This is a genomic window from Vitreimonas sp., from assembly GCF_035627415.1.
In the GTDB taxonomy this organism is placed as follows: domain Bacteria; phylum Pseudomonadota; class Alphaproteobacteria; order Caulobacterales; family Aquidulcibacteraceae; genus Vitreimonas.
Window position 1 is genome coordinate 136,628 of record NZ_DASPLU010000005.1, and the last position, 26,309, is coordinate 162,936.

Annotated in this window: 31 protein-coding genes; 13 read left to right on the top strand and 18 right to left on the bottom strand. The window is 67.3% G+C overall.

Going from position 1 to position 26,309, the window contains the following annotated elements; genetic code table 11:
* Positions 1–26: 26 nt before the first annotated feature.
* Entirely contained in the window at positions 27–434 is a 408-nt protein-coding gene (locus VEA80_RS02545) for a hypothetical protein (protein ID WP_325059116.1), read from the bottom strand.
* An 81-nt stretch (positions 435–515) separates the two neighbouring features.
* Here VEA80_RS02545 and VEA80_RS02550 point away from each other — a divergent pair, with 81 nt between their 5' ends.
* Complete coding sequence (locus tag VEA80_RS02550) at positions 516–1,385, top strand: NAD(P)/FAD-dependent oxidoreductase (protein ID WP_325059117.1); 870 nt, start codon at positions 516–518, stop codon at positions 1,383–1,385.
* On the opposite strand, the gene VEA80_RS02555 is transcribed toward VEA80_RS02550, so the two are convergent.
* Positions 1,382–1,984, bottom strand: coding sequence for a hypothetical protein (locus tag VEA80_RS02555; RefSeq protein ID WP_325059118.1), 603 nt, complete (start codon positions 1,982–1,984; stop codon positions 1,382–1,384). The genes VEA80_RS02550 and VEA80_RS02555 overlap by 4 nt on opposite strands.
* A 164-nt stretch (positions 1,985–2,148) precedes the next feature.
* Between VEA80_RS02555 and VEA80_RS02560 the strand changes: the two genes are divergently transcribed.
* Together VEA80_RS02560 and VEA80_RS02565 are read left to right on the top strand one after the other, a co-directional pair.
* Positions 2,149–3,267 (top strand): ketoacyl-ACP synthase III, encoded by a 1,119-nt coding sequence (locus VEA80_RS02560; protein WP_325059119.1) that lies wholly within the window; start codon positions 2,149–2,151, stop codon positions 3,265–3,267.
* Between the two features lie 22 nt (positions 3,268–3,289).
* A complete protein-coding gene (locus VEA80_RS02565; protein WP_325059120.1) occupies positions 3,290–4,525 on the top strand; it encodes a DUF4189 domain-containing protein in 1,236 nt (411 codons plus the stop codon).
* Between the two features lie 258 nt (positions 4,526–4,783).
* Here VEA80_RS02565 and VEA80_RS02570 read toward each other — a convergent pair whose 3' ends face one another.
* Both VEA80_RS02570 and VEA80_RS02575 read right to left on the bottom strand, forming a co-directional pair.
* Entirely contained in the window at positions 4,784–5,347 is a 564-nt protein-coding gene (locus VEA80_RS02570) for a hypothetical protein (protein ID WP_325059121.1), read from the bottom strand.
* Between the two features lie 89 nt (positions 5,348–5,436).
* The gene (locus VEA80_RS02575; protein ID WP_325059122.1) at positions 5,437–6,621 is read right to left on the bottom strand and encodes a S8 family serine peptidase; all 1,185 of its coding nucleotides are present in this window, start codon (positions 6,619–6,621) and stop codon (positions 5,437–5,439) included.
* Positions 6,622–6,766: 145 nt separating this feature from the next.
* Here VEA80_RS02575 and VEA80_RS02580 point away from each other — a divergent pair, with 145 nt between their 5' ends.
* Together VEA80_RS02580 and VEA80_RS02585 are read left to right on the top strand one after the other, a co-directional pair.
* A complete protein-coding gene (locus tag VEA80_RS02580; protein WP_325059123.1) occupies positions 6,767–7,267 on the top strand; it encodes a sigma-70 family RNA polymerase sigma factor in 501 nt (166 codons plus the stop codon).
* Entirely contained in the window at positions 7,264–7,959 is a 696-nt protein-coding gene (locus VEA80_RS02585) for a hypothetical protein (RefSeq protein WP_325059124.1), read from the top strand. The genes VEA80_RS02580 and VEA80_RS02585 overlap by 4 nt, the downstream gene beginning before the upstream one ends.
* Positions 7,960–7,979: 20 nt before the next feature.
* On the opposite strand, the gene VEA80_RS02590 is transcribed toward VEA80_RS02585, so the two are convergent.
* The 5 genes from VEA80_RS02590 to rlmN all read right to left on the bottom strand — a co-directional run bounded on the left by VEA80_RS02590 (position 7,980) and on the right by rlmN (position 13,646).
* A complete protein-coding gene (locus tag VEA80_RS02590; RefSeq protein ID WP_325059125.1) occupies positions 7,980–10,175 on the bottom strand; it encodes an amylo-alpha-1,6-glucosidase in 2,196 nt (731 codons plus the stop codon).
* Between the two features lie 16 nt (positions 10,176–10,191).
* Positions 10,192–11,280: a glycosyltransferase family 4 protein gene (locus VEA80_RS02595; RefSeq protein WP_325059126.1), complete on the bottom strand. Its 1,089-nt coding sequence runs from the start codon at positions 11,278–11,280 to the stop codon at positions 10,192–10,194.
* Positions 11,281–11,479: 199 nt separating this feature from the next.
* On the bottom strand, positions 11,480–11,992 hold the full coding sequence (locus VEA80_RS02600; protein WP_325059127.1) for a GNAT family N-acetyltransferase: 513 nt from the start codon (positions 11,990–11,992) through the stop codon (positions 11,480–11,482).
* Entirely contained in the window at positions 11,989–12,495 is a 507-nt protein-coding gene (locus VEA80_RS02605) for a GNAT family N-acetyltransferase (protein ID WP_325059128.1), read from the bottom strand. Before VEA80_RS02605 ends, VEA80_RS02600 begins: the two co-directional genes overlap by 4 nt.
* Positions 12,492–13,646, bottom strand: coding sequence for a 23S rRNA (adenine(2503)-C(2))-methyltransferase RlmN (gene rlmN, locus VEA80_RS02610; protein ID WP_349257199.1), 1,155 nt, complete (start codon positions 13,644–13,646; stop codon positions 12,492–12,494). The genes VEA80_RS02605 and rlmN overlap by 4 nt, the downstream gene beginning before the upstream one ends.
* A gap of 115 nt (positions 13,647–13,761) precedes the next feature.
* Here rlmN and VEA80_RS02615 point away from each other — a divergent pair, with 115 nt between their 5' ends.
* A complete protein-coding gene (locus tag VEA80_RS02615; protein WP_325059130.1) occupies positions 13,762–14,058 on the top strand; it encodes a hypothetical protein in 297 nt (98 codons plus the stop codon).
* A gap of 9 nt (positions 14,059–14,067) precedes the next feature.
* On the opposite strand, the gene VEA80_RS02620 is transcribed toward VEA80_RS02615, so the two are convergent.
* Genes VEA80_RS02620 through VEA80_RS02650 form a run of 7 tightly spaced genes read right to left on the bottom strand, consistent with a single transcriptional unit; the run spans position 14,068 to position 17,118 of the window.
* The gene (locus tag VEA80_RS02620) at positions 14,068–14,598 is read right to left on the bottom strand and encodes an RNA methyltransferase (protein WP_325059131.1); all 531 of its coding nucleotides are present in this window, start codon (positions 14,596–14,598) and stop codon (positions 14,068–14,070) included.
* Positions 14,598–14,984, bottom strand: a complete 387-nt coding sequence (locus tag VEA80_RS02625; protein WP_325059132.1) for a type II toxin-antitoxin system VapC family toxin — start codon at positions 14,982–14,984, stop codon at positions 14,598–14,600. Before VEA80_RS02625 ends, VEA80_RS02620 begins: the two co-directional genes overlap by 1 nt.
* Positions 14,981–15,244, bottom strand: coding sequence for a type II toxin-antitoxin system VapB family antitoxin (locus VEA80_RS02630; RefSeq protein WP_325059133.1), 264 nt, complete (start codon positions 15,242–15,244; stop codon positions 14,981–14,983). The genes VEA80_RS02625 and VEA80_RS02630 overlap by 4 nt, the downstream gene beginning before the upstream one ends.
* Before the next feature lie 52 nt (positions 15,245–15,296).
* Complete coding sequence (locus VEA80_RS02635; protein WP_325059134.1) at positions 15,297–15,626, bottom strand: hypothetical protein; 330 nt, start codon at positions 15,624–15,626, stop codon at positions 15,297–15,299.
* An 18-nt stretch (positions 15,627–15,644) separates the two neighbouring features.
* Complete coding sequence (locus VEA80_RS02640; RefSeq protein ID WP_325059135.1) at positions 15,645–15,941, bottom strand: MliC family protein; 297 nt, start codon at positions 15,939–15,941, stop codon at positions 15,645–15,647.
* A gap of 11 nt (positions 15,942–15,952) precedes the next feature.
* On the bottom strand, positions 15,953–16,810 hold the full coding sequence (locus tag VEA80_RS02645; RefSeq protein ID WP_325059136.1) for an isoaspartyl peptidase/L-asparaginase: 858 nt from the start codon (positions 16,808–16,810) through the stop codon (positions 15,953–15,955).
* A 14-nt stretch (positions 16,811–16,824) separates the two neighbouring features.
* Positions 16,825–17,118 (bottom strand): hypothetical protein, encoded by a 294-nt coding sequence (locus VEA80_RS02650; RefSeq protein WP_325059137.1) that lies wholly within the window; start codon positions 17,116–17,118, stop codon positions 16,825–16,827.
* 77 nt (positions 17,119–17,195) lie between these two features.
* On the opposite strand from VEA80_RS02650, the gene VEA80_RS02655 reads away from it, so the two are divergent.
* From VEA80_RS02655 to VEA80_RS02670, 4 genes are read left to right on the top strand one after another with little or no spacing between them, the layout of a single operon-like run.
* The gene (locus VEA80_RS02655) at positions 17,196–18,191 is read left to right on the top strand and encodes an NADPH:quinone oxidoreductase family protein (protein WP_325059138.1); all 996 of its coding nucleotides are present in this window, start codon (positions 17,196–17,198) and stop codon (positions 18,189–18,191) included.
* Positions 18,188–18,790: an isoprenylcysteine carboxylmethyltransferase family protein gene (locus VEA80_RS02660; protein ID WP_325059139.1), complete on the top strand. Its 603-nt coding sequence runs from the start codon at positions 18,188–18,190 to the stop codon at positions 18,788–18,790. The genes VEA80_RS02655 and VEA80_RS02660 overlap by 4 nt, the downstream gene beginning before the upstream one ends.
* A gap of 41 nt (positions 18,791–18,831) precedes the next feature.
* Positions 18,832–19,725 (top strand): alpha/beta hydrolase, encoded by an 894-nt coding sequence (locus VEA80_RS02665; protein WP_325059140.1) that lies wholly within the window; start codon positions 18,832–18,834, stop codon positions 19,723–19,725.
* Between the two features lie 4 nt (positions 19,726–19,729).
* Positions 19,730–20,197, top strand: a complete 468-nt coding sequence (locus VEA80_RS02670) for a hypothetical protein (RefSeq protein WP_325059141.1) — start codon at positions 19,730–19,732, stop codon at positions 20,195–20,197.
* On the opposite strand, the gene VEA80_RS02675 is transcribed toward VEA80_RS02670, so the two are convergent.
* Entirely contained in the window at positions 20,194–21,096 is a 903-nt protein-coding gene (locus tag VEA80_RS02675) for an arginase family protein (RefSeq protein WP_325059142.1), read from the bottom strand. The two genes, VEA80_RS02670 and VEA80_RS02675, sit on opposite strands and share 4 nt — an antisense overlap.
* A gap of 55 nt (positions 21,097–21,151) precedes the next feature.
* Between VEA80_RS02675 and VEA80_RS02680 the strand changes: the two genes are divergently transcribed.
* Together VEA80_RS02680 and hutU are read left to right on the top strand one after the other, a co-directional pair.
* Positions 21,152–22,489: an amidohydrolase family protein gene (locus tag VEA80_RS02680; protein ID WP_325059143.1), complete on the top strand. Its 1,338-nt coding sequence runs from the start codon at positions 21,152–21,154 to the stop codon at positions 22,487–22,489.
* A gap of 188 nt (positions 22,490–22,677) precedes the next feature.
* A complete protein-coding gene (gene hutU / locus VEA80_RS02685) occupies positions 22,678–24,342 on the top strand; it encodes a urocanate hydratase (RefSeq protein WP_325059144.1) in 1,665 nt (554 codons plus the stop codon).
* A 20-nt stretch (positions 24,343–24,362) separates the two neighbouring features.
* Here hutU and VEA80_RS02690 read toward each other — a convergent pair whose 3' ends face one another.
* Positions 24,363–25,046, bottom strand: coding sequence for a lysoplasmalogenase (locus VEA80_RS02690; RefSeq protein WP_325059145.1), 684 nt, complete (start codon positions 25,044–25,046; stop codon positions 24,363–24,365).
* Positions 25,047–25,114: 68 nt separating this feature from the next.
* Here VEA80_RS02690 and VEA80_RS02695 point away from each other — a divergent pair, with 68 nt between their 5' ends.
* Complete coding sequence (locus tag VEA80_RS02695) at positions 25,115–26,272, top strand: hypothetical protein (RefSeq protein WP_325059146.1); 1,158 nt, start codon at positions 25,115–25,117, stop codon at positions 26,270–26,272.
* Positions 26,273–26,309: the final 37 nt, after the last annotated feature.

The window sequence follows — 26,309 nt, forward strand, 5'->3', positions numbered from 1 at the left end:
GATTTCCGGTTTCTGGCTTCTGCCTTCTAGATTCCCATCAGCGTCAGGACGATTGCGGCGATCAGCACTGGGGCGATGAAGGCGGTCAGGGCGGAGGCGACGATGCGCGCGGTTTTCAGCACGCGATGGCCTTTGAGCGGCTTGTCGTCGCGTGGGGCAAGCGCGAACTTGCAGAGGAACGCGAACGCCCCGGCGACAGCCGCCACGGAAGCGCCGGCGACGGCGCCGGCCATCAAAGCCGCGGCGGCGGACGCGAACGCGATCAAGCCGAGAATGCCGTGCCCGGCGTTCATCACGTGCTTGACCAGGCGCTCGGCGCGGCCGGTGTCGAACTGCTTGAACGCGACCGGGGAAAGCACGAACGAGAACAGCGCGATCCAGCCGAGCGATGCGCCGGCGAGGATGATGGCGGCGGCCTGAGCGGTTGCTTGCATGAAGTGCGCTTAGCATGAGTCGGGCGGCTGAGTTCGGTTCGTACGCGGAACCGATGCGCGGCGCTCACGCTTTCCGTTCGCATGACGGAACGAGCAGACGCGATCGTGATCGGCGGCGGCCCCGCGGGGCTGACAGCGGCGGTGTATCTCGCACGGTTTCGCCGGCGCGTCGTGGTGCTCGACGGCGGCAAGAGCCGCGCGGCCTTGATCCCGCGCACGCGTAACGCGCCCGCGTTTCCCGACGGCATCGAAGGCGAAGAGCTGCTGCAGCGTCTGCGGCTGCAGGCGGCGGCGTACGGCGCTGAGATCGTCAGCGCGACCGCCAATGCGGCGCGGAAGCGTGCGGACGGCTTCGTGCTCGAGACCGGCGCCGGCGAGATCAGGGGCGATGCCGTGCTGTTCGCGACGGGCGTGACCAACATCGAGCCGGAGGTGGAGAATCACGACGACGCGGTGCGGCGCGGCCTGATCCGCTATTGCCCGATCTGCGATGCGCCGGAAGTGACGAACAAGCGCATCGCCGTGCTGACGAATTGCGCCCGCGGTGCGGCGGAACTGGACTTCCTGCGCACCTATTCGGAGCGCGTGGAGCTGGTCGCCGACAGCGAGAAAGCCGCCGGCGAGTTGTGCGAAGCCAATGAGCCGCATCTGATCGCGACCTCACTGCGGTGTGGCGATGATGTCGAGGTTACGCTGCGAGGCGGGGTGCGCACGTTCGACACGCTCTACTCGTGCCTCGGCGTCACGCCGCAAACGGCGTTGGCGCAGCAGCTGGGCGTCGCGCTTGCGGCCGAGCAAACTATTGAAGTCGACAAACACCAGCGTAGCAATGTCGCCGGCGCGTTTGCAGCGGGCGACGTCGTGCATGCGTTGGATCAGATCGCGGTCGCTTTCGGCCACGCCGCCATCGCGGCGACGACGATCCACAATGACCTGCGTACGCGGGATTAGGCGCAGCCTTCGACGTACTGAATGCTTGGCCCGCCGGCGTGAATGTCTTCCACGACGCCTTCCAGATTGGTTTCGTAAACGATGCCGCGCGCATTGGCGTCGCGCACGTACTCGCCAGGCGCCGGCCGCACGTTGGTCCAGGCCGCGATGTATTCGGCGGGCAGACCGAGGTAATGGTGCGGATTGGAGACGGCGCCGCCGCCATATGCCGCTTTGATCGCCGCGGCGGTGTCGCCAAGTCCGAAGCCGCGGTCAGTTTTGATCTGGCTGCCGTGAGTCAGCGAGATGCGGGTGAGCTCGCCATTCTCCACCATCAGCAGCATGCCTTCCGGCGCGCGCTCAGGGCGGAATTGATTGCAGGATTCGGGATCGGGGCCGCCCACAGCATCGGGATTTGCGTCGGGACCGAGCGCGGCCGTAATCTCGTCCATCGTCATGCCGATGCGCAGCGGGCCCCAGCCTTCGGCGGTGAGGCCCGCGTCACCCGTTTCTTGCGCCGACGCAGGCGCTGGCGCAGAGGTGGGCGGCGGCGCGGCGGCTTGCTCGCGGCCGCAGCCGATCAGGCATGCTGCAAGTGCGATGACGACGAGCGCTCTCATCCATCCTCCAGGATCGTTGGGGGGCGCAGCCTAGCGCTCCGCACGCGGGATCGCCAGCTTCGCTAGGCCGAAGGAAATAGCGCGGTGCGCCGCAACGGCTGTTCGCTGGTGACGCTCGGCCCCGATCTGGGCTAGCGATGGAGCTGGAACGAAGGGCGGTTTTCATGACTTATGCTGCGATCACGGGCTGGGGCAAATGCATGCCGCCGGCGGTGCTGACGAACGCCGACCTCTCCACCTTCCTCGACACCAGTGACGAATGGATCGTCTCGCGCACGGGGATGAAGGAGCGGCGGGTCTCGCACGTATCGGCGACGGAGATGGCGGTGGTGGCGGCCAAGCGCGCGCTGGCGTGCGCGGGCGTCGACGCCGCGGATGTCGATCTCATTGTCTATGGCAGCTGCTCGAATGACGAGCAGGTGCCGAACACGGCGAGCGGCGTGCAGGCGGCGATCGGCGCGACGAAAGCGGCTTCGATCGATCTCAACACGGCGTGCACGAGCTTTCTCTACAGCCTGACCGCCGCGACTTCGATGATCCGCACCGGCGTCGCAAAGACGGCGCTGGTCATCGGCGTCGAAATCATCTCGCCGTTCATGGACTGGGACAACCGCAACGTCGCCGTGCTGTTCGGCGACGGCTGCGCTGCGGTCGTGCTGCAGGCGAGCGAGAAGCAAGGGGGCGTGCTCGGGGAGCAACTCGGATGCTTGGCCGATGCGCGCCAGACGCTGCGGGTGCGCGGCATGGGCACGCTCTACACCAATCGCGGCGTGACCTCGGGCGACACCGATTGGGATTTCGACGGCCAGGAGATCTTCAAGCGCGCCGTGCAAGGCATGGTGCAGGCGAGCCAGGCGGTGATGGCCAAATGCGGCGTGACGCCGGACGATATCGATCTCGTGGTGCCGCACCAGGCGAACCTGCGCATCATCGATGCGGTGGTCTCGCGCAGCGGCATTCCGATGGACAAGGTGATGCTGACGGTCGAGCGCTACGGCAATATGAGCGCAGCGACAGTGCCGGTGGCGCTCGCGGAAGCGCTGGAGCATGGCCGCGTGAAGCCCGGCGCTCTCATCCTGTTGCCGGCGTTCGGCGCTGGTCTCACCGTCTGCGCGCACCTGGTTCGTTGGGGCGAGCGGGTGACGCCGCTGGCGCAGAGCGACGCCGAGCTGCCGCCGGCGAAGAAGAGCGCGCTGGAAATGGTGCAGGACATCCGCGCGCGCAAAGCCAAACAGCGCTCGCTCGAGGGCCTGCATGGGCTAAACTTCATCGAACGCATGTAAATTCGCGGCTTTGGGGGAGGCCATGGGCAAGAGGGTGATGCTGGCGTTGGCGGCCGCTCTGCTGTTTGGCGGGGCGATCGCCGCAGTGTTCTTCTTCGATCTTCGCCTGCCGGCGAGCGCGGCGGATCGCGAACGCGCCGGCGCGCTGTTTGATCAGGCGCAGTCCGCGCTGGAGACGGGGGACCAGAACGCGGCGTTGCAGGCGTTGAACGAGTCCACCCGCCTCGATGGGCAAAACCACGCGCTGCGCACGCGCGCAACTTTGCTCGTCGGTCGCGGTGACTATGATGGCGCGCTGCGTGATCTCGACAAGCTCATCCGCAGCGGAGGCGGCCTGTCGGCGAATTATAGTCTTCGCTGCTGGCTGCGCGCACGCAAGGGCGCGCTGGACGGCGCCCGCGACGACTGTGACCGCGCACTCGAAATCGATCCCGCGCTCGCCAGCGCCTACGGCAATCGCGGCTTGGTAGGACTGAAGCAGGGCTATCACGGCGACGCGTGGAACGACTTCAACACGGCGCTTCGAGTCGGGGGCAGTGACGAGTGGGTGGCGTGGCGCCTGTTCGGCCGCGGCGTCGCGGCGTGGAGCCAAGGCCGCGTGCCGCAGGGCCGTCAGGACATTGAGTTGGCGCTGCAGTCGAACCCCGGCGTCGCCGCCGAGTTCGCGCAGTTCGGCGTCGGTGTCGAGATCGTCCGCGAGTTCGACGACGCCGCGTACGCTGTGGCGACCGAACCGCGGTCGCTGGCGCGGCTGCGGCAGTATCTGGCGGTCTATCCGCAAGGCGCGCACGCGGCTCAGGCTCAGACGCACATCGACGAGATCCACGCCTGGATAGCCGAAGAGGAGGGCGCTGGACGTCTGATGCTGCCGGGCTTTTCGTTGGCGCAGACCCGTGGGTCCGGCCCCGCGTCCGACAGCTACGGCGCCATCGCCATCTCACGCTCGACGTGGCGCATCGCCTTCGCGACCGATTATGCAACGGGCGAGGAGGCCGAGCGCGCGGCCGCCGGCGTTTGCCACAACGGCTCCGTGCGCGATTGCGAGGCCTACGCCTTCCGCAACGTCTGCGCCGCGGTGTCGATCAGTCCGCGCGATCGGGTGCGGGGGCTCGCCTGGGCGCACGAGCAGGACGACGCGGTGCGCACGGCGCTGGCTGGTTGCCGCGAGCGCGGCGGCCGCTCTTGCGTGGCGGTGGCCTCGCAATGCACGCCGAGTTCGCAGCAGGCTGGGGCCGCCGCGTCCGCAGCCTCGCCGTGAACGCGCCGACGCGCGCTTGCGGGTAGTCCGGCCTCAGCCCCCTACGCGCGCGGCGAGCAGCGCCAGAACGCCAAGCATCCACGAGAGCGCCACCAGCGCGTAGATGGCGTGCGCTGATGGCGCGCGCGGCGCAGTGATCGGGTTGCGCATACGTGTTTTCCCCGGCCTCTGGATTGTGGGTTTCGGTTTTGCGTCGGACATGAAGGCCCACACGTGGCGGCGGCGCGCCGCAGCAAGGCGCGCCGCCGGTGACGTCGTTCAGTGGCGGTCGGGCCGAGCGCGGCCGGAAGCGGAGGCCTCCGCTTCGGCTTCGGCCTCGACATTGACGTTGGACGCTGCGTCGCGGGCGCGCCGGGCGGCGGCGCGCGCCCTGTTGACGGCGCGCCGCGACGTGTTGGCGGCGGCGTCGACCGCCGCGCCCGGATTGACGGTCGCGTTCGCCGAAGCGTCGGCCGAAGCGCCGGCGCGCGCCTCGTTCGAGCCTGCGCGGGCCCCTGCGCTCGTATCGACGCCGGCGTCGGCATCGACGGAGCGTGAGCGCCGCGCTTCCGCTTCGGCGGCGCGCGCGGCGCGGCGCGCTGCTCGTTCGGCGCGGCGCGCCTCACGTTCGGCGCGGGTGGTCAATTCATCGACGGCCCCGGTGTCGCCCGCGACGCTGCCCGCGCCATTGACCGCGCCGCCGACCGAACCTGTGGCGCCGCCGACTTGGCCGCCAATGCTGCCTGTGACTCCGCCGCCGCCGCCGATCAATTGCGCTGAGGCCGGCGCAACGCAGAGCATCGCCGCGACCGTCGCCGAGCCGATCAAAAGGCTGAGTTTCATGATGCTGTCTCTCCTCGGTTCTGCAGCCGACGCAGCGCGTTGGCTTCCGAGAAGGAACGACCGGGCCTGGCGATTTCTTCCGAAGATTCTCAGCGCTGCGCAGCGACGGTTCCCACGCCCACGAAGCCGGCGCCGTAGATCTCGTCACGGCCGCGCGCGCCGAGATCGCGCGCTTGCCTGCGCAAGGCGTCGATCGCGTCGCTGCGCCCATTGCGGGCGCGATCGGCAAGCAGGCCGGCGACGGTCGGCGCGGCGAAGGACGTGCCGCGCACGCGCGTGGAACCGCCGCCAGGCGCGGCGGCGGTTAGAATGCCCGTTGCGGCGAAGTCCACGTGCGGACCTCGCCCGGCCTCGGGGAGCACCCTGAACCGGGAATCGACTCCGGTGACGCCGATCACGCCGTCGTAGGCGGCTGGATAGAGCGGCGGCGCGGCCGGGCCGTCATTGCCGACGGCGGCGACGATCAGAACACCGCGCTGTGTCAAGCGCTGCACGACGGTTTCGACGACGCGGTTGCGCGGGCCGACGAGACTGACATTGATCACCGCGACGCCTTCGCTGGCGAGCCACGACAGCGCCCGCGCCAATGCCGAGGAAGCGCCGCCCGTCGGAGCGCCGCCATAAACGTCGGCCGCGTAAATCCGCGCGCCCGGCGCGGCGCCGAGCAGCAGCGATGCGACCGCCGTGCCGTGCGCAGCCGGCAGGATCTCCGCGGAGGCGAACGCTCGTGCCGCAGCAATGGATGCGTCGATCTCGGCATGAGCGGCGACGCCGGTGTCGACGAGGCCGATGCGAACGTCTGTTACGGCGCCCGGCGCTGCGAGCTGCGATGTAAGGGAAGCGCCGGCGATGAAGCCCGATTGCAGGTGGAGGTGGTCGAAGTCGTAGGTCGCCTGTCGATCCGCTTCGCGCAGCCAGCGCAGCGCGCGCCGCGTCGACATGCGAGGAGGCGCCCGCAAGGTCACCAGCACGGCGCCGTCGCCGAGGTCGTCGGTGGCCACGATTTGGAAGCCGCTGGCCCGAGCGCGCTCGAGCGCTTCGCCGTTCATGCCCAAAGCGATGATTTGGCTGCGCACGATCGGTTGTCCGTTCGGATCGGCTTCCAGCTCCCGGCGGTGGGCGCGGAGCAGGCGCTGAATCTCGAGCCGGCGAACCTCGCCGAGTGCGGCGTCCGCGCTCTCGGCGGCGTCGGGGAGATCGCGAACGACGTCACCGACCGAGGGAACCTGAGGTAGGGGCGGCAACCCGCCCAATTGCGCATGCGCGCTCGGCATTGTCCCGAGGCACAATAGAGCGGCAAGGAGGGCGGTAAGGCGCTTCACGTTGCCAGAACGTTTGACCGCAGCTTTTTCATTCCTGCAATAGAGCAGTCGCACTGCGGAAGAAACCGCCCCATCCATCCGTTCAGCTGGACAAGAGATGCCGAGCGCCGACCAGATCCGGTCCGACATCGCCGCCCTCGTGCCGCGCCTGCGGCGCTTCGCGCGCGCGCTGACGGGTCAGGTGGCCGACGCCGACGACGTCGTGCAGACGGCAGTGGAGCGCGCATTGATGCGGCTGGACCAGTTCGAACCGGGCACCCGTCTCGAGGCGTGGCTCTACAGCATCGTCCGCAACGCCTGGATCGACGAGGCGCGCAGCCGCCAACGCCGCGCCAAGGTTTTCGCCCCGGCGGAGCTGGGCGAGCAGGTGGGTGACGACGCCGCCGCCACCGCGCACGCGCGGCTGGAAGCGGGCGAAGTCTGGGCGGCGATGCGCCGGCTGCCGGAGGAGCAGCGCGAGGCGGTGGCTTTGGTCTGCGTCGAGGGTTTCGCCTACCGCGAAGCGGCCGATGCGCTCGGCGTGCCGATCGGCACTTTGACGAGCCGTCTGGCGCGGGGCCGCGAGGCGCTGCAGCGCATGCTGGGAGAGACGACATGAGCGTGAGCGATGAGGAGCTGATGGCGTTCGCCGACGGCGAACTCGACGCGCAACGGCGCGCTATCATTCAAGCGGCGGTCGAGGCGGACGAGGCGCTGCAGCGCCGAGTCGAAGCGCATCGGCGGATGCGGACGAAGCTCGCGGATGCGTTCAGCGGCGTATTGAGTGAAGACATGCCCGCGCGCCTGCGCGCCGCGGCGGCAGGCGAGGCGCAGTCGGCGGAGGTCGTCCAACTCGGCGCGCGACGCAGCGCCCGGTGGTCCATGCGCGAGTGGGGCGCGATGGGCGCGAGCCTGGCGGCCGGCTGGCTAATTGCTGTCGGGCTGTTCACCAGCACGACGCCCGCGCTGAAGACGGATGGCGACGGACTGGTCGCGTCAGGGGTGCTGTCGCGGGCGCTCGATACGCAGCTTGCGTCGGATGAGGCGGGCGCCGTGCGCGTTGGTCTCAGCTTCCGCGCCCAAAGCGGCGACTACTGCCGCACCTTTTCGCTGACGCAAAATGACGTGTCGGGGCTCGCGTGCCGCGAGCGGCAGAGCTGGCGCGTGCTGGTGACCGCACGCGAGCAGAACGCTGGTGAAGTGCGCATGGCGTCGGCGCCCGCGATCATGGATTCGGTCGACCAGATTATCGAAGGCGAACCGCTCGATGCGGAAGCCGAACGGCAAGCGCGCGACCGCGGCTGGCGCTGAGCCTTCGCCCCAACTCAGGCCTAATGCGTAACGACCACGCGGCAGTCGCCGGTGCGGCGCAGCACGTGCAGCAGCACATCCGATCCTGCCCGCTTCAAGGCCACGTCCACTTCCGCGTCGGCCACGCGTAAGCGCGAAAGGGTCACTTCGTCCAAGAACGACGGCAAGAACGGCTTGTTGAAGCTGATGCGGCACTCCTGCGCGTCGAACTCGAGACCCAAGCACGCTTGCAGCAGCAGCAGCGGCGCCGTCGCCGCCCAGGCCTGCGGCGCGCAGGCGACGGGGTAGAACACTGGCCCCGCGCCGCGCTGGCGCGGGAAGCCGCAGAACAATTCCGGCAGCCGCCGCAGGTCCATGTAGGTCGAGGCTTCGAACAGGCCGGCGAAAATCTGCCCGGCTTCGCGGCGGAAGCCGTAACGGGCAAGGCCTGCGGCGATCATCGAATTGTCGTGCGGCCAGATCGAGCCGTTGTGGTAGCTGATCGGATTATAGCGCGCTTCGGAGGCGGCGATGGTGCGGATGCCGAAGCCGGAGAACGAGGCCATCAGCGCGTCGGCGACGCTCGCGCTGCGTTCCGGCAGGGCGACGCCGGTGAACAGCGCGTGGCCGGCGTTCGAGCTGCGCACGCGGCACGGCCGCTTGGCGCCGTCGAGCGCCAGCACATAGGTGCCGAGCTCTTCGTCGAAGAAATGGGTGTCGAAGCGGCGGCGGAAGGCGTCGGCGCGGATGCTCAGGTTTTCCGCCCGCGGCTTGTCGCCGAGCCGGCGGGCGATCTGCGCTGCGGCGCGCCAGGCTCCATAGACGTAAGCCTGAACTTCGACGAGCGCGATCGGGCCCTTCGCCAGCGCGCCGTCGTCATGGAAGACGGAATCGTGGCTGTCCTTCCAGCCCTGGTTGGCGAGACCCGCCTCGGTTTGGCGGTGATACTCGACGAACCCATCGCGGTCGCGGTCGCCGTGATGTTCGATCCAGCCGAGCGCCGCCTCGATGTGCGGCCAAAGCTTCTGGATCGAGTCGACATCGCCCGTGCGCTCGAGATAGGCGCCGGCTAGCATGACGAAGAGCGGCGTGGAATCGACGCTGCCGTAATAGCGGCGGAACGGCACTTCGCCGAGTTCCGCCATTTCGCTGCGCCGCAACTCGTGCAGGATTTTTCCCGGCTCGGCGTCGGCGGCGTCGTCAAATGCGGTCGCCTGGTTGGCCGCAAGGTGGCGCAGTACCCCGAGGGCGATGCTCGGATCGAACCAGAGCGTCTGCAGCGCCGTGATCAGCGCGTCGCGCCCGAACACGGTGCTGAACCAGGGAATGCCGGCATAGGGATAAAGACCCTCCGGCGTCTCCGTGCAGAGCATGAAGAGATCGGAGACGCTGCGCTGCAGCGCCTCGTTCAGAATCTGGTTCGACGTCACAATCTCGGCTGCGCCGGAGATTGCGTTGCGCAAGCTGCGGCGCGAAGCGAGCAGGGCGCTGAAAAAGGCGCGGCGCCCGGTCAGCGCCGAAGGCAGGCCGCTACAATTGATTTCGAAGAAGAAGACGAACGTCTCGCCGGCCTCGAGCTCGAACACGTATTCGCCGCCGCTGGCGGTGAGCGTGCGCGGCGCCGGGTCGAACCGGAGCTGAGTCACCCGCAGGAGGTGATCGAGCCCGGTATAGCTCAGCGTGACAGTGTCGCGATCGAACTTCGGCGGCTCGGTGCGGCCCCGCTTGGCGCGCTCGGCGCCGCGGACCTCGAAGATATCCGCGAAATCGGCTGCGAATGACACGGTGATCCGAAGGCGCTGGCGGCGCTGGTCGAAATTGTGGATGGAAACGCGCTCGTAAGCCGCGCCGTCCCAGAGCAGGCGCACGCGCCGGACGTGGATCGAATCGTGGTTGAGCACGATGCGGCCGGATTTATCGTGCAGGTCCGGGTTCGAAAGATCGCAGATCAGCGCGGCGTTGTCGTCGCGCAGGCTCGAGCGCAGCAGCATCGGCCGCGCGCCGTTGATCAGCAATTGCAGCGAAGAGAGATGGCGGGTGTCAGCGTGGAACAGCCCTTCTGGGCTGCCTAGGCCCGCCAGAACGTCGCCGTTGTGATCATAAACGGCAAATGTGTCGCCGTGCTTGAGCGTACGCGGCCGCTGCTCTTGCAGCGAATTCGGCACCTGGACAAGATGAGGAGCGCTTTCGCTGGCGGTGTCGTCGGCATGATCGCGCGCGTTATGAACGGCGGTCAATCTCTCCTCCGCGATCTCAGACGGCGAGGCTCACCTGACTTGGCTGCACAAGTTGCGGCAACACCGCCGCGGAAGCGCCGGCGGACAGCCGCCGGTAGATGTCGACATAGTCTAGCGCCATCCGCTCCACCGTGAAACGCGCTTCGAACTGGGCGCGCACGGTTTCGCGATCGAGGCTGTCGAGCCGCATGATCGCGGCGACGGCTTCATCGATGGAGTCGATCACGAAGCCGCTGACGTCGTGATCGAGGATTTCCGGCACGGAGCCGCGGCGGAAGGCGACGACCGGCGTCCCGCACGCCATCGCTTCGATCACGACGAGGCCGAAGGGCTCCTCCCAATCGATCGGGAACAGAAGCGCCTTGGCGCCGCCGAGGAATTCCGACTTTTGCCGCTCGGTGATCTCGCCGATGTATTCGACGTTCGCATGCGCCCGCACCAGCGGCCCAATCTTCTCGTCCCAGTAGACTTTGTCGGCGCGATCGATTTTGGCGGCGATCTTGAGCGGCATCCCGGTGCGCGCCGCAATCTCGATGGCGCGATCGGGGCGCTTCTCCGGAGAGATGCGGCCGAGAAAGGCGAGATAGCCCTCGCGCGGCTGCGGCGTGAACGTCAGCAGATCGCGCGGCAGGCCGTGGTGGACGGTTCCCGCCCAATTCACCGGCGGCATCGGCCGGCGCTGAGCGTGCGAGATGGACACCAGCGGCAAGCGCGGGAAGGCGCGGTAGAACGGCTGCAGCTCGCGCAAATCGAGCCGGCCGTGCAACGTGGTCAGCGTGCGTTCGGCGAACGCGCGCACGACCGGCGCGTGCATCAGGTCGATGTGAAAGTGCAGGACGTCGAACTCGTCCGCGCGCCGTGCGATCTCCTCCAGCATGATCGCGTAGAACGGCAGTGCCTCGACGGGCGGATCGGCAAGCCTGAGCGCGCGCTCGCAGCAGGGGACCAACTCGGCGGCGGTTATGGAGTCGCCGCTCGCAAACAAGGTCACGTCATGACCTTGCGCGACCAATTCTTCGGTGAGGTATGAGACAACGCGTTCCGTGCCCCCGTACAGCAGAGGGGGACAGCGTTCAGCCAGCGGCGCGATCTGGGCGATCTTCATGAGCGGCTCGGGGTTGTGTTGTCCACCGGCGCGGCGTGCGATGTTCTGACGGCGCGCCTCTGGTTTTTGTTTGCCTGCCTGCCGCCCATGGTTCCGTCTCCTGAACCATCAACGCGCTCGCCTGTTTGGAGTTTCAGGTTCCCGTGATCGTGCAAGAGAAACGGGCGTCAGCCGCAGGGCGCCCGGGGGCTTTGCGGGCTCAGTCCCGCAGCTTAGCCATGATCACGCTGTCGCGGATGCCGAGATGGGTTTTCCAGTTGCCGCGCAAAACGCCCTCGCGCTGGAAGCCGGCGCGGAGAAAGAGGCTGATCGAACTGGTGTTGTCGGGATCGATGTCCGCGGCCATGCGGTGGAGGCCGAGCGCGTGGAAGCCGTGCTCGATGACCAGATTGAGCGCTTTCGAGGCGAGGCCGCGGCCGGTGGCTTCACGGCGCATGATGACGCCGATCTCGCCGACTCCCTCGCGCTCGCTGAAGAGGCCGATGCGGCCGAGCGCTTCTCCGCCGGATTCGGTGATCGCCCAGACGTGCGCGCCGGGCAGGGCGAGCGTGTCGGCGATGTAGGCGCGGGTTTGCTCGACGCTCTTGTGCGCGGGGCTCGACCAATAATGATGCGTTTCCTCATCGCTGTGGGCGGCGTAGAGCGCTTCGGCGTCAGCAAGGTCGAGCGGACGCAGCACGACGCCCGCCGCATCGAGGCGCGGCGTCGTCATTGCGCCGCTGCTTTGGCGACGATCACGCTGTCGCGCACGCCGGCATGCGTGATCGCGCCTGCGCGCATAAAACCGGTCTGTGTGAAACCCGCACGTGCGAACAGACGCAGAGATTTCATATTTTCGCTGTCGATGTCCGCTGTCAGCTTTTCGAGCCTCAGCGCCTCGAACGCAAACGCCTGCACCAGCCGTAGCGAAGCTGCGCCAAGCCCACGGCCTTGAGCGCTGCCCCGTAGGATGATGCCGATCTGCCCGGTAGCGCCATCCACGCGTAAGGCGATGCGGCCGAGCGCTTCCTCGCCATCCACGGTGATCGCCCAGCCGAAGCCGCGCGCCAGCGTGTCGTCGATATAACTCGCTGTCTCCATAACCGTCTGATGCGGCGATTGGCGCCGGTAGCGCTGCGCCTCTGCATCGCTCATGGCGAGAAAGAGCGCAGGCGCATCGGCGCGAGCAAGGGGGCGCAGCACGACGCCCGGCGCTTCGAGCCGCGGCGTCTTCATTGCGCAGCCTCCGCTTTCAGCCGCTCGCTGGCGCGCTGTTTGACGCTTTCGCTGCGCAGCTGGCCGCAGGCGGCGAGGATGTCGCGCCCGCGCGGGGTCCGGATCGGCGAGGAATAGCCGGCGCGGTTCAGCACTTCGGCGAAGCGCTCGATCGTATCCCAGTCCGAGCACTCGTACTGCGTGCCGGGCCACGGATTGAACGGGATCAAATTGATCTTGGCCGGGATGCCGGCGAGCAGCTTCACCAGCGCCTTCGCTTCCGGCAGCGAGTCGTTGACGCCCTTCAGCATCACGTATTCGAACGTCACGCGCTTGGCGTTGGAGAGCTGCGGATAGGCGCGAATCGCCGCGAACAGCTCTTCGAGATCGTACTTCTTGTTGAGCGGCACGAGCTGGTTGCGCAGCGCGTCATTGGTGGCGTGCAGCGAGATCGCCAACATCGCGCCGGTGCGCTCGCCCAGTTCGGCGATCTTCGGCGCGACGCCCGCGGTGCTCACGGTGATGCGGCGGCGCGAGATCGAGATGCCGTCGCCGTCGGAGATGACGTCGATCGCCGCGTCGACATTGTCGAGATTGTAGAGCGGCTCGCCCATACCCATGAAGACGATATTAGTGAGCTGGCGGTCGCCGTCGTTGAGCGGGCGCTCCTGCGTCGGCCATTCGCCCAGCGCATCGCGTGCGATCATCACCTGAGCGACGATCTCCTGCGCGGTCAGATTGCGGACCAGCTTTTGCGTGCCGGTGTGGCAGAACGTGCAGTTGAGCGTGCAGCCGACTTGGGAGCTGACGCAGAGCGCGCCGGCGCGGCCGACGCCCGGAATGAAGACGGCTTCCGCTTCCGTCCCGGGCCCGAGCCGGATCAGCCATTTGCGGGTGCCGTCGGTGCTGAGCTGTTGGGTGACGATCTCCGGGCGCGCCAGCGTGTAATGCTGGGCCAGCGTCGCGCGCAACTCCTTGGCGACGTTGGTCATCGCCGAAAAATCCGTCACACCATAATGGTAGATCCAGCGCCAAAGCTGCTCGGCGCGCATTTTCGCCTTCTTCGGCTCGACGCCGACGGCGACGAGCTTCTCGGCGAGTTCGGCCATGGTCAGGCCGGCCAAGGAAGGCTTGGACGCGGAGGGTTGGGACGTGGTCACGGGCGGGTTTATGGGGACGCTTCGCAGGCGCCGCAATCCCCAGCGTGGCCCCGAAGCGCCCCGTCGGCGCTTGCGGCGCAGGTTTTCGCAGCTAGGCTCCGCGCGTTCCTAAGGAGGGAGGGATCCAATGAACGATTATTCTCAATATGGCGGCGACCCGTCGGCGATGATGGCGGCGATGGGGCCGATGTTCGCCGTGTTCGCCATCGTCGGCATCGCGATCTTCGCGTTCATGATTTTCATCCAGTGGAAGATCTTCTCGAAGGCGGGCCATCCCGGCGCGCTGGCGCTGCTGAACCTTCTGCTGCTGATCCCGATTCTCAACATCATCGGCGCGATCGTGATGCTGGTGGTCTGGATCTGGTTCGCCTTCTCCGATTGGCCGGCGCTCAAGAACGCCCGCGCCGGCGCCCCGCAGGCCTGAAACGAGGCTTCAACTCGTGGAAGAAGCGCCGCGCCGAACGCGCGGCGCTTCCGTCATCTCCGGCGTCGGCCCGCCGGGCATGATCGGGCGCGCCGGATAGCCGCCGTGCGCGAGCAGGCGGTCGTACATGACGAGCGCCCCGGCGAGGCCGACATTGATGCAGAATTTGGTTGGGATCTTCACCACGTGCCGGCAGCGCGCGAGCAGCGCCGGCGAGAGCGAGCCGCGCTCGCGGCCGAGCACGTAAGCCGCCGCCTGCGGATGCTGGAAGCGCGGCAGCTCGACCGCATCCTCGGTGAGTTCGATGCCGACGAGGGCGCAGCCCTTCGGCAGGCGCATGTCGTCGATCGTGTCCCACGGATAGTACGGCACGTGATCGAAGCTGCGGGAGGTGTCGCTGTTGTAGGCCTCGCGCACCTTCGGATGCGCGTTGACGGTGAAAAAGAAACTCGCCCCGAACGCATGCGCCGTGCGCATTAGCGCGCCCAGATTCATGGGCTTGGAAATGTCCTCCGCGCCAATGCCGAAATAGCCGCGCATCAGGCCGCCACGATGTCGGTTTGGGCGAAATCGTCGCCTTTGTAGAGCAGCGGCGCATTGCGCTGCTTGGCGAGCGCGTAGGCGAAACAATCGCCTAGGTTCAGATTGGCGGGCGTGCGTTTGCCGTAGCGCGCGAAAGCGTCAACAGCGAGCCGGGCGCCCATTTCATCAATCGGGACGATTTCTATGGCCAGATTGGCCAACATGACGTCGAGCTCGGCGGCGCCTTTCGGGCCGTCAGCGGCGCGCACGCGCACAAACGCTTCCCAGAAGTTGACAGGAGACATCTGGCGCGCGGCCGCACGGCGCATCGCTTCGATGAATCGCTCGCGTTCGGGCTCACGGAAGAATACGGCGAGCAACGCCGAGGCGTCGACGACGATCACCGTGGAAGACCGTCTTCGTCGTAGAGGTCCGCGTCCGTCAGAGGTTCGCCGTCGTGAGGCAGGGCATCGATGCGGGCGAGTATTTCTTTGAGTTCTGCGTCCCGCTTTGCTCTGTCAGCATTGGCGGCGGCATCGCTTCCCAGTTCCGCTCGCACCGCTTCAGCCACCACCTGCTGCGCCGGTTTTCCTTTGCGCTCGGCGAGCCGTTCAATGTCGCGGACAACGTCCGGGTCGCGAATGAGGATGGTGGTGTCGGCCATTTTGGGAACATAGCAGGAAAGCACTTGAGTTTGAAGCGGTACCACAAACGCCTCACCACAAATCCAGCCACCAGTCGCTGCGCTGGCGGCTGCAGTTTTCGTAGGGGCCGCCGTGGACGCCGCTGAGCGTCGCGCGGCCGCCTGCTTCGGCGTAGGTGATCTCGCCGTTGGAGAACGCGCGGCCGCTTTCCGCGGCGATCGGCTCAAGCCGATTGGTTTCGCCGGCGGCGTAAACCTCGATCGCATCGCCGACAGCGCGCAAGGAGAATTCCTTGTCGCCGGCGCAGCGCCACGCGAGACGCTCGCCCTCGTCGAGATTGGCCGCGCTCTGGCATGCGGCGAGCGCGAGCAGCGCGCCGGCTAGGAGAAACGTTCGTGTCATCCCCACCCCCTCCGAAGATCAATTGCTGCGGCAGTTCGTGTACGGGCCGCCGGCGGCGCCGTTGAGGGTCGCTTCGCCTTGGTGCTCCCAGTATTCCACGGTTCCGTTCGAATAGCGGGCGCCGGAGCCCGATTGCGCCGCGGGCAGAGTGTAGACTTGGCCACCGGCGAACACTTCGGCGGCGTTGTCGTTGAAGCGCACGGAGAACGCGGCGCCGCCGTCGCAGCGCCAGTCGGCGCGCGGCCCGCCGGCGCGTTGCGTCGTCCCGCACGCGGCGAGCGCGGCGAGGGCGGCGAGGATGAGCAGCTTGTTCATGCCGTGATCTCCTACTGGAATGTCTTCACTTCGCGCAGGCCGCTCGCATTGGCGAGGCCGCGTTTCATGCCCTGACTGGCGAACGGCGCGGTGACGTTGCCGCGCGCATCCACGGCAATGAGGCCGCCGAGGCCGCCGAGCTTGCGCACTTCGTCAATGACGCCGGCAGCGGCCTGTTCCAGCGACTGCCCGGCATAGAAGATGCGGGCGGAGACGTCGGCGGCGGCGTTCACGCGCATGAAGTATTCGCCGACGCCAGTGCAGGAGACCGCCGCGCGCTCGTCCGCCCAGCAGCCGGCGCCAATGATCGGCGTATCGCCGACGCGGCCGGGAAGCTTGCCGGAGAGGCCGCCGGTAGAGGTGGCGGCGGCGAGCCGGCCGCTGGTGTCGAGCGCGACCGCGCCGATGGTGCCGCTGTTGGGCAGGCCGCTCTCCGCCGGCGCGTAGTAGGCCACAGGATCGTCGACCGGTTCGAAACCTTCCTTCGCCGCGAATTGCGCCGCGCCTTCGCCGACGAGCAGCACGTGCGGCGTCTTCTCCATCACGCCGCGCGCAACGCGCACGGGCGAGAGAAAGCCGCGCAACGCAGCGACCGCGCCGGCGGCGCGAGAAGAGCCGTCCATGAGCGATGCGTCGAGTTCGACGAAACCGGCGGCATTCGGCGCAGCGCCCTTGCCGGCGACGTGCAGCCCGCAGGCCTCGAGCTCCGCCGCCATCGCGGTGACGACGTCGAGCGCGCTCTCGCCGCGCGCCAGCATGGCGGCGCCCCGGTCGAGCAGGGCGGCCATGTGTTCCTCTTCGCGCTGATAAGCGCGCGCGGCGATGGCGCCGGCGCCGCCATGTAGGGCGATCGCCCAGGTGGAAGTCATGGCGCTCTATAGCCCTATTCTTGCGCGGGCGCGCTAGGGACGCCAGAACGCCTGCCGAACATCCCCTGCTTCCAGCCGACCCAAAGCGCGATCAAGGTGGCGGTGGGAATGAAGCCGTCGAGCTGGTCGGTAATGTCGACGACTTCCCAGGCATAGGCGAGGCCCGCTTTGCCCCACAGCAGGAACAGGACGGCCGTGCCGACGCCGTCCGTGACCGTGCCGAAGATCGGGATGCGACCCAAGGTAAAGTCGAGCACGTCGATAAGCATCGAGAAGGCGAGGCGGAGGAAATAGCCGCGGCGGGTCATTTGCGGAGTTTGTACCCTTTGCGCACAGGCCGCTAGAAGAGACGAACACGATCCGGTGGAGCCGTGAGGGAGTTCACATGAAAGCGCTGCTGAGCACGAAGGTCGGTCCGCCGGAGCAATTGGAGTTCGGCGAGGCGCCAGATCCGCTCGCGGGCGAGGGCGAAGTGGTGCTCGCGGTGAAGGCCGCCGGCGTCAACTTCCCGGATGCGCTGATCATCGAAGACAAATACCAGTTCAAACCCGAGCGCCCGTTCGCGCCGGGCGGCGAAGTCGCGGGCGTGGTGGAAAGCGTCGGCGCGGGCGTGACGCACGTGAAGGTCGGCCAGCGCGTGATCGGCTCGTCCGGCTGGGGCGGCTATGCCGAGAAGATCAAGCTGCCGGCGGCGCGCGTGATGCCGATCCCGGACGCCATGCCGTTCGACGAAGCGAGCGCCTTCATTCTCACTTACGGCACCTCGTATTACGGGCTCAAGGATCGCGGCCAGCTCAAAGCTGGCGAGACGGTGCTGATCCTCGGCGCCGCCGGCGGCGTCGGCGTCGCCGCCATCGAGCTGGCGAAGGCGATGGGCGCGCGCGTGGTCGGCGCAGTGTCGAGCGAAGACAAAGCCAGGTTCGCCCGCGACGCAGGTGCGGACGAGACGGTGATCTACCCGGCCTCGGGCATGTCGAAGCAGCAGAGCAAGGATTTGGCCGAAGCGTTCAAGCAGGCGTGCGGCGGCGGCGCCGATGTCGTCTATGACGCGGTCGGTGGCGACTATTGCGAGCCGGCGCTGCGCGCCATGAACTGGAACGGCCGCTATCTGGTGATTGGTTTCCCCGCCGGAATTCCAACGCCCCCGCTCAATCTCACGCTGCTGAAGAGCTCCTCCATCGTCGGCGTGTTCTGGGGCGCCTCGGTGGCGCGCGAGCCGAAGCTGCACGAAGGCAATGTGCGCGACCTGTTCAGGCTCTATGGCGAAGGCAAGATCAAACCACGCATCTCCGCGCGCTATCCGCTGCGCGACGCCGGCAAGGCGATCCGCGCGCTGATGGACCGCACCGCCCAAGGCAAGCTCGTGGTGGTGATGGAATGAGCCCAAGCGCGGCCATCGTCGCGGCGTGGATCTTCTGGCTGGTGAGCTGGATCCTCGCTGCGGGATGGAGCGCGCGCACGGCCTCGCGCGCCGATCTCGGCGCTCAGTCGCCCTCTCGCGTACTGACGCTCGCGGCCGTAGTGATGATGATCGCCGCGTACTGGCCAGCGCCCTGGGGCGTGCTGTGGACGACGCCAGTTGTGATCGGCTGGGCGATGTTGGCGTTGGCCGTGATCGGTTTCGCGTTCGCCTGGGCGGCGCGGCTCCACCTTGGCCCGCTCTGGTCCGACGCCGCCGCGCCGACGGAAGCGCATCGCATCGTCGACACCGGCCCTTACGGAATTGTGCGTCATCCGGTCTATGCCGGCTTGCTGCTGGCGGCGCTGGCGACCGCAATCGAGCGCGGCCGCATCGAGGCGCTCGCCGGCGCTTTGGTGCTGGTCGCGGCGGTTTCGCTTCGGGCCAAGCTCGAAGAGCGTTTCCTGCGCCGCGATTTGGGCGCGGAGGCCTATGCGAGCTATCGCGCGCGCGTGCCGATGCTGCTGCCGTTTGCGAAATTTGGCGCCGCTGCATCCGCGCGCCGCTCCGGCGGCGGTTGAGCAGGTGGAAGGCGCGTCGACTCGCGCCGGTGGAGGAACAAATGGAAAGACGTGGATTCCTGGCGATGCTCGCGGCCACGCTGCTGGCGGCGTGCGCGTCGACGGCCGAAACGCCCCAGCCGCAAGCCTTCAGCTCCGATCGCATCACGGTGGTGACTCGCGGCGCGGGGCCGGACGTCATCTTCATTCCCGGCCTCACCTCGCATCGCGACGTCTGGGCCGACACCGCGACCGCGCTCGAAGGCCGCTATCGCGTGCACTTGGTGCAGCTCAACGGCTTCGCCGGCTTCCCGGCCGAGGGCAACGCTGAAGGTCCGGTCGCCGCGCCGGTGGCGGAGGAGATCGCGCGCTACATCGCCGAGCAGGGGCTCGAGCGGCCGGCCGTGATCGGCCATTCGATGGGCGGCACGATGGGCATGATGCTGGCCGCGCGCCATCCGCAGCGCGTCGGCAAGCTGATGGTGGTCGACATGATCCCGTGGATGGGCGCGATGTTCGGCCCGCCGGGCTCGACGGCCGAAAGCGTGCGCCCGGTCGCAGATCAGATCCGCGCGCAGATGCTTGCCGCGCCGGCGGATCAAACGTCGACGAGCGAAGAGATGATCGCCGGCATGATCCGCACCGAAAGCGCGCGGGCGCAGCATGCGGAATATGCGCGCATCAGCGATCGCCGCACGGTCGCGAACGCGTTCCACGAACTGATCGTCACCGATCTGCGCCCGGAGCTTGCGAACATCACCGCGCCTGTGCGCGTGTTGTTCGTGATCCCGCCCAACGCGCCGATCACGCCGGAGCAGTACGAGGCCTATACGCGCATGTCGTACCAGAACCTGCCGCAAGCCGAGATCGTGAAGGTCGAAGACGCCTGGCACTTCATCATGATCGACGCGCGCGAACGTTTCATCGCCGATGTCGAAGCGTTCCTGGCGGAGTAGGAAGATGCTCAGGTGGGGCGCAGCTGCGGCTGTCGTATTTGTGGCATGCTGCGCCCCACTCGCTGCGCCGTCAGCGATCGAAACCAACGTATGCGAAATCGCGGCGGGCAATTTCGATGGTCAGCTTGTGCGCGTTCAGGCACGAGCGGTTTTTGGTGTTCACGCCGCTGGGTTGATTGACAATTCTTGTCCAGAGCAGGTCGTCGAATGGGCGGAGCGAGAAGCGTTCTCGGAATCAACGGATGGCAATGCTCTCGGAGACGCCGTCTTCAGAGAACGATTTTGCGGGATGCGGGACATGAAAGTAGATATCACCGGCCGGGTCGAGCAGCACGGATGGCGTCGCATCTTGTATGTCGTGGCTTTGCATGAGTATTCGTTTGATGACGCGAGCGGCGTTCCGGTGGAGCGCCGTCCGCTCGGTTGTGATCGGCCCCGGCGTGAAAGCCAACGCTCTGGGAGCCACCCTTAGCGCTTCAAGAACCCAGCCAGCACGTCGCAAACCCACCGCGCCGCCGTCAGGGCGCTGATGCTGGCGACGTCCAAGCTCGGATCGAACTCCGTCAGATCGACGCTGCGCACCTTCGGATGCGCACAGATAAGGCGCGTCGCGTCGAAGAAGTCCTGCACCGCAACGCCGCCCGGCCGCGCGCCGGGCGCGCCCGGCATGGCGCTGCGCTCGACGACATCGATGTCGAAATCGACGTGGATCACATCGCAGCGGGCGGCGAGGCGTTCGAGCGCGCTGGCGGCGATGGCGGCGAGTCCTTCGGCTTTGCACGCTGCCGCGGTGGCGACGTAGATCCCCGCCGCCTTCGCCTTGTCGTGCGCCTTCTTGGTGTTGGCGAATGGCAGCAGCCCGATCTGCGCGATGTGCGCGCCGGGCAGGCCGTCCTGCAGCAGCGCCTGGATCGGATTGCCGTTGGTGAGGCCGCAATCGGTGTCGCGCAGATCGAAGTGCGCATCGAGCGTCAGCACGCCGACGCGTTGTAGCGCCGGGTCGAGCGCATGGACGCACGGCCGCGTGATCGCATTATTGCCGCCGAGCACGATGGTGAGCGCGTGTTTCTGCGTCAGCGGCGCAAGGCGTTCGACGATCGGCTGGAGCGATTCCGCCGGCTGCAGCTTGGCGATGTCGGCGTCGCCCGCATCGAACACGCGCAGCGCGGAAAGATCGATCTCCATCTCCAGATCATAGACGCTCATCCGCTTCATCGCCGCGCGCACAGTGGCGGGCGCCTCGTCGCAGCGTCCCGGCGTGACCGAACCCAGCCCCATCGGCGCGCCGAGCAGCGCGGCTGGGGCGGAGGCGTCGTTCGTCAGCAAATCGGCGGCGGAGAACCAGGAGCGGCAATCAGAATCTGAAATCATGCGCTGCTTCTACGCCGCCCCTTCCCACAAGGGGAGGGGGTGCTAAGAGCGAACCATGTGGGACACGCTTTGGGTTAACGCGAACCTCGCCACGATGATTCCGGGCGGCGCGCCGTATGGCGCGATCCAGCGCGGCGCGGTGGCGGCGAAGGACGGCAAGATCGCCTGGGTCGGGTACGCCGCCGACTTGCCGGGCCACGCGGTCGATCTCGCGCGCGAGGTGCGGCGGTGTGAGAATGCCTGGATCACGCCAGGCTTGGTCGATTGCCACACGCATCTTGTCTTTGGGGGCGACAGGGCGCGCGAGTTCGAGATGCGCCTTCAAGGCAAGAGCTACGAGGAGATCGCCCGCGCCAGCGGCGGGATCGTCTCCACCGTCGCGGCCACACGCGCCGCTTCGCGCGAAGACCTGGTCGCGAGCGCGGCCAAGCGCTTGGCGGGCTTGACGCGCGAAGGCGTGACAACCGTCGAGATTAAATCCGGCTACGGCCTCGATCTCGAAACCGAGATCAAGATGCTCGAAGCGGCGAAGGCGTTGGAGACTTACGCGCTTGAACCCTCTCCCCCCTTGTGGGGGAGAGGGCAGGGTGAGGGGGCGCGCGCGGCGCCGGATCGTTTGAACGCCCCCCACCCCCCAGCCCCCGCCCCGCAAGGGGGCGGGGGTGAAGCACACATCCGCGTCAAGCGCACCTTCCTCGGCCTCCACGCGCTGCCGCCCGAGTTCCGCGACGACCGCGCCGCTTACGTCCAACTTGTCGCCGACGGGATGATTCCGGCCATCGCCGCAGCAGGTCTCGCCGACGCCGTCGATGCTTTCTGCGAGAACATCGGCTTCACCGCGGAGGAAGTGGACTACGTGTTCTCCGCCGCCTGCGCCAACGGGCTTCAGGTCAAGCTCCATGCCGAACAGATCTCGAACCAGAACGGCGCGGCGCTCGCCGCCCGCTACAATGCGCTCAGCGCCGATCATCTCGAATATCTCGCCGACGCCGGCATTCACGCCATGGTGCATGCGGGAACTGTCGCCGTGCTGCTGCCCGGCGCATTCTACTTCCTGCGTGAGAAACAGTTGCCGCCGATCGACAAGCTCCGCGCCGCCGGCGTTCACATGGCGGTCGCCAGCGACTGCAATCCCGGCACTTCGCCGATGACCTCGCCGCTCGCCGCGCTCAATATGGCGTGCACGCTCTTCCGCCTCACGCCTGAAGAAGCCCTCGCCGGCATCACCCGGGAAGGCGCGCGGGCGCTAGGGATGTTGGACGATGTTGGTACGCTCGAAGTCGGCAAGGTCTGCGACCTCGCCGTCTGGGACGTGAACGCGCCCGCCGAACTCAGCTATTGGCTCGGCGCACCGCTGCTGAAGGAGCGCGTGTTCGGCGGACGGGTGGTGTGAGTATCGAAAGGAGAACCTACTCACGTCGTCATCCCGGATGGAGGCGCGAAGCGCCGTAGAGCCGGGGGGCCGCAAGCACAGCGTTTGCCTGGGTCCCGGATCGCGCTCCGCGCGTCCGGGATGACGGAAGAGAAGTGGACGCAACGGCGTGTAGCAGCTAACACGCGCGCAAATTTCAGGAGCAGAACATGGATCCCCGCCGCGACACATCGCGCGTCGTCCGCGCGCCGCGAGGCAAAGACATCAGCTGCAAATCCTGGCTCACGGAAGCTGCGCTGCGCATGTTGATGAACAATCTCGATCCGGACGTCGCCGAGCACCCGGAGGAGCTGGTCGTATATGGCGGCATCGGCCGCGCCGCACGCGACTGGAAGAGTTACGACCGCATCGTCGAAACGCTGCGCCGTCTTGAAGACGACGAAACGCTGCTGATCCAATCCGGCAAGCCGGTCGGCGTGTTCAAGACGCACGCCGACGCGCCGCGTGTGCTGCTCGCCAACTCCAACCTCGTGCCGCGTTGGGCGACGTGGGAGCATTTCGACGAACTCGATCGCAAAGGCCTCATGATGTACGGCCAGATGACGGCCGGCTCTTGGATCTACATCGGCACGCAAGGCATCGTGCAGGGCACCTACGAGACGTTCGCCGAGATGGGCCGCAAGCATTTCGGCGGCGATTGGAAAGGCAAGTGGATTTTGACCGCTGGTCTCGGCGGGATGGGCGGGGCGCAGCCGCTCGCCGCTGTGATGGCGGGCGCGTGTTGCCTGGCGATCGAGTGCCAGAGCGACCGCATCGAGAAGCGCCTCGCAACGCGCTATCTCGACAAGCGTGCGGAGTCGCTGGATCAGGCGATGGCCCTGATCAGCGAGGCATGCGCGAAGGGCGAGGCGATATCCGTCGGCCTGCTCGGCAACGCCGCCGAAATTTTGCCGGAGATGGTCAAGCGCGGCATCCGCCCCGACGCGGTGACAGATCAGACCTCAGCGCACGATACGGTGAACGGCTATCTGCCTGCGGGCTGGAGCGTCGAACGCTGGGTGCAGACGCGCGCGCAAAACCCCGAAGCGGTGAAGGAAGCGGCGTGCGCCTCGATCGCTGTGCACGTCAAAGCCATGCTCGACTTCCACAACATGGGCATCCCGGTCGTGGACTATGGCAACAACATCCGCCAGGTGGCGAAAGATCAGGGCGTCGACGACGCGTTCGCTTATCCGGGGTTCGTGCCCGCTTATGTGCGGCCGCTCTTCTGCCGCGGCGTCGGCCCGTTCCGCTGGGCGGCGCTGACCGGCAATCCCGACGACATCGCCAAGACCGACGCCAAGGTCAAAGAGCTGATCCCGAACGACGCGCACCTGCACCGCTGGCTCGACATGGCCAAGGAACGGATCGCGTTTCAGGGTTTGCCCGCGCGCATCTGTTGGGTGGGTCTCGGCCAGCGCCATCGTCTCGGCCTCGCCTTCAACGAAATGGTCGCGCGCGGCGAGATCGGTCCGCTGGTGATCGGCCGCGATCATCTGGATTCCGGCTCCGTCGCGTCTCCCAATCGCGAAACCGAACGGATGCGCGACGGCTCCGATGCGGTGAGCGATTGGCCGTTGCTCAACGCGCTGCTCAACACAGCGGGCGGCGCGACCTGGGTGTCGCTGCATCATGGCGGCGGCGTCGGCATGGGTTATTCGCAGCATTCCGGCGTCGTCATCGTCTGCGACGGCAGCGAAGCGGCGGCCAAGCGCATCGCCCGCGTGCTGTGGAATGATCCGGGCACCGGCGTGATGCGCCACGCCGACGCGGGTTACGAAGAAGCGATTCAGTGCGCGAAGGAGCAGGGCCTGGATCTCCCGTCGCTAAGCTGACGGCCCATCGGCGAACCCAATCACTGCATCTGCACGACCACGATCATTCCCGCCACGATCAGCATTTGCGCGGCGACGTATGTCCACCAAACCACCGGCCCCGTGACGCGCCGCGCCGGCGAGTCCGCAGGCAAACGAAACAGCTCCGCCGCCAGCACGAAATCGCTGACAATAAAGCTCACCGCGCCGAGCGCAGCGGGCCACGCGGGCCACGGCAGCCACATGGCGGCCACACCCATCGCCGTGATCGCGATCGCGTAGGGCACGACTGCGAGCGCCATCCAGCCGAGCTTTGGCGTCATCCAGATCAAAAATCCGATCGAGGTCGCGATCACGGCGGCCATCGCGAGATAGCGCGGCCAAAGCGGCGAATTGTCGCCCGAGAAGAACCAGATCGCGGCGAACATCAGCACGTACGTGAGCTGCGCGATCAGGAAGGAGAGAATGCCGAACGGCAGCAGCCACTTCTTGCCGAAGGCGAGGAAGAAGTCGCCGAACGCGGACGCGATGAGGGCGAAGACGAGCGGGAAGGGCGCGCCGGCGTTGATCAGCGCCGCTGCGATGAAGCCGAGGAACGCCGTTTTCACCAGCGCGCGCGGCAGGCTCGGCGGACGCTGGAGATAGAAAATCCCGTAGGCGATCGCGGCCGCGAGCCCGAGCGCGCCCAGCGCCCAGAACGCCGGCCCTAGCGTCAACGTCCCCACTTCCGCCCCCGTTCTGCCACCGTTCAGCTTGGCGTGTTACAGCAGAGACAGGGACGGGAGGAAAGCTGATGGCTGGGAGCTTCTGGCGGTTGAAGATGACGATGGCGGCTTCGGTCGCCGCGTTGATGGCCGCGTGCGCAACGCCGCCGACACCGGAAGAGCTCGAGGCGCAGGCGTGGATCGCCGCGGAAAGTTCGGCAAACCCCAATTACTTTGAATCGTACCTGCGGACCTATCCTGACGGCTTGCACGCCGCCGAGGCCCGGGCGCGCATCGAGACGCTGCAGGCGGAAGAGCGCGCGGCGTGGGCGCAAGCGCGCCGTCTGGATACTGAGGCTGCGCTCAATGAATATCTCGCGCGCTACGCCTGGTCGCCGAATTCGGTCGAGGCGCGCGCGCGCCGGGACATTCTGGCGGCGCCGCGGCTGGCGGCGGAAGAGCGCGCCGAGTGGGAAGAGGTCGCCGATATCGACCGGGTCGAGCGCTACGAAGCGTTTCTCCATCGCTGGCCCTCGGGCGCGCACGCTGGCGAAGCGCGCGAACGGCTGAATTATCTCTGGACCACGGATGAAGGCGCTTGGATTCGCACGCGGCGTCTCAACTCGCCCGCAGGCTACGCCGACTTTATCTACGCCTATCCGCAGTCGCCGTACGCCACCGAAGCGCGCGCGATCCTGGATGAGTTTCGGCGGCAAGATGAGTATGCGTGGAGTTCGGCGCGGCGCCGTCACACGATCCGCGATTACGAACGCTATCTGCGCGACTACCCCGATGGTCTGCATCGTCGCGACGCTGAGCGCGGCATCTATCAAATCCGGGCTGAGGACCGTCATGCATGGGATCGCGCGGCCCGGCGCGACACGATCGACGCGTACGAATTCTATCTCAGCACGCAGCCGGACGGCGAGTATCGCGATGACGCGCATCGTCGCATCCGCCAGCTGCGCGACGCGCAATCTTATCCGCCACCGCAGCCGCCCCAGTCGCCACCGGTCGTGTCGCCGCCGGTGACGCCGCCGCCCTCGCCGCCAGTGGGGCGTCCGCCGCCGCGCGCGCCCGATCTGCCGACCAACACTACGCCGCCGCCGCCTCGTCCGGAGCCGATCCAGACGCCGCCAACGCCGCCGGCGGCGGCCGAGCCCCCACCATCGCCGCCGCCCGCACCTTCTCGCGAGGAGAGCGACGACGAACGCCCGCGCCGCGGCGGCGACGCCGACCCGAACTGACGTTGCGTGCAATTGCGTTCGTGCCCGCGCCCGCTAC

Coding starts and splice junctions, on each gene's coding strand:
- VEA80_RS02650 (WP_325059137.1), bottom strand. CDS start 17,118: ATGACCCGCCGCGGCTATTTCCTCCGCCTCGCCTTCTCGATGCTTATC.
- VEA80_RS02575 (WP_325059122.1), bottom strand. CDS start 6,621: ATGCCGAGCGCGCATGCGCAATTGGGCGGGTTGCCGCCCCTACCTCAG.
- VEA80_RS02565 (WP_325059120.1), top strand. CDS start 3,290: ATGGGCAAGAGGGTGATGCTGGCGTTGGCGGCCGCTCTGCTGTTTGGC.
- VEA80_RS02675 (WP_325059142.1), bottom strand. CDS start 21,096: ATGATTTCAGATTCTGATTGCCGCTCCTGGTTCTCCGCCGCCGATTTG.
- VEA80_RS02555 (WP_325059118.1), bottom strand. CDS start 1,984: ATGAGAGCGCTCGTCGTCATCGCACTTGCAGCATGCCTGATCGGCTGC.
- VEA80_RS02670 (WP_325059141.1), top strand. CDS start 19,730: ATGCTCAGGTGGGGCGCAGCTGCGGCTGTCGTATTTGTGGCATGCTGC.
- VEA80_RS02595 (WP_325059126.1), bottom strand. CDS start 11,280: ATGAAGATCGCCCAGATCGCGCCGCTGGCTGAACGCTGTCCCCCTCTG.
- VEA80_RS02645 (WP_325059136.1), bottom strand. CDS start 16,810: ATGACTTCCACCTGGGCGATCGCCCTACATGGCGGCGCCGGCGCCATC.
- VEA80_RS02580 (WP_325059123.1), top strand. CDS start 6,767: ATGCCGAGCGCCGACCAGATCCGGTCCGACATCGCCGCCCTCGTGCCG.
- hutU (WP_325059144.1), top strand. CDS start 22,678: ATGGATCCCCGCCGCGACACATCGCGCGTCGTCCGCGCGCCGCGAGGC.
- VEA80_RS02615 (WP_325059130.1), top strand. CDS start 13,762: ATGAACGATTATTCTCAATATGGCGGCGACCCGTCGGCGATGATGGCG.
- VEA80_RS02680 (WP_325059143.1), top strand. CDS start 21,152: ATGTGGGACACGCTTTGGGTTAACGCGAACCTCGCCACGATGATTCCG.
- VEA80_RS02695 (WP_325059146.1), top strand. CDS start 25,115: ATGGCTGGGAGCTTCTGGCGGTTGAAGATGACGATGGCGGCTTCGGTC.
- VEA80_RS02665 (WP_325059140.1), top strand. CDS start 18,832: ATGGAAAGACGTGGATTCCTGGCGATGCTCGCGGCCACGCTGCTGGCG.
- VEA80_RS02655 (WP_325059138.1), top strand. CDS start 17,196: ATGAAAGCGCTGCTGAGCACGAAGGTCGGTCCGCCGGAGCAATTGGAG.
- VEA80_RS02635 (WP_325059134.1), bottom strand. CDS start 15,626: ATGACACGAACGTTTCTCCTAGCCGGCGCGCTGCTCGCGCTCGCCGCA.
- VEA80_RS02585 (WP_325059124.1), top strand. CDS start 7,264: ATGAGCGTGAGCGATGAGGAGCTGATGGCGTTCGCCGACGGCGAACTC.
- VEA80_RS02560 (WP_325059119.1), top strand. CDS start 2,149: ATGACTTATGCTGCGATCACGGGCTGGGGCAAATGCATGCCGCCGGCG.
- VEA80_RS02550 (WP_325059117.1), top strand. CDS start 516: ATGACGGAACGAGCAGACGCGATCGTGATCGGCGGCGGCCCCGCGGGG.
- VEA80_RS02640 (WP_325059135.1), bottom strand. CDS start 15,941: ATGAACAAGCTGCTCATCCTCGCCGCCCTCGCCGCGCTCGCCGCGTGC.
- VEA80_RS02630 (WP_325059133.1), bottom strand. CDS start 15,244: ATGGCCGACACCACCATCCTCATTCGCGACCCGGACGTTGTCCGCGAC.
- VEA80_RS02660 (WP_325059139.1), top strand. CDS start 18,188: ATGAGCCCAAGCGCGGCCATCGTCGCGGCGTGGATCTTCTGGCTGGTG.
- VEA80_RS02605 (WP_325059128.1), bottom strand. CDS start 12,495: ATGAAGACGCCGCGGCTCGAAGCGCCGGGCGTCGTGCTGCGCCCCCTT.
- VEA80_RS02600 (WP_325059127.1), bottom strand. CDS start 11,992: ATGACGACGCCGCGCCTCGATGCGGCGGGCGTCGTGCTGCGTCCGCTC.
- VEA80_RS02570 (WP_325059121.1), bottom strand. CDS start 5,347: ATGAAACTCAGCCTTTTGATCGGCTCGGCGACGGTCGCGGCGATGCTC.
- VEA80_RS02620 (WP_325059131.1), bottom strand. CDS start 14,598: ATGCGCGGCTATTTCGGCATTGGCGCGGAGGACATTTCCAAGCCCATG.
- VEA80_RS02545 (WP_325059116.1), bottom strand. CDS start 434: ATGCAAGCAACCGCTCAGGCCGCCGCCATCATCCTCGCCGGCGCATCG.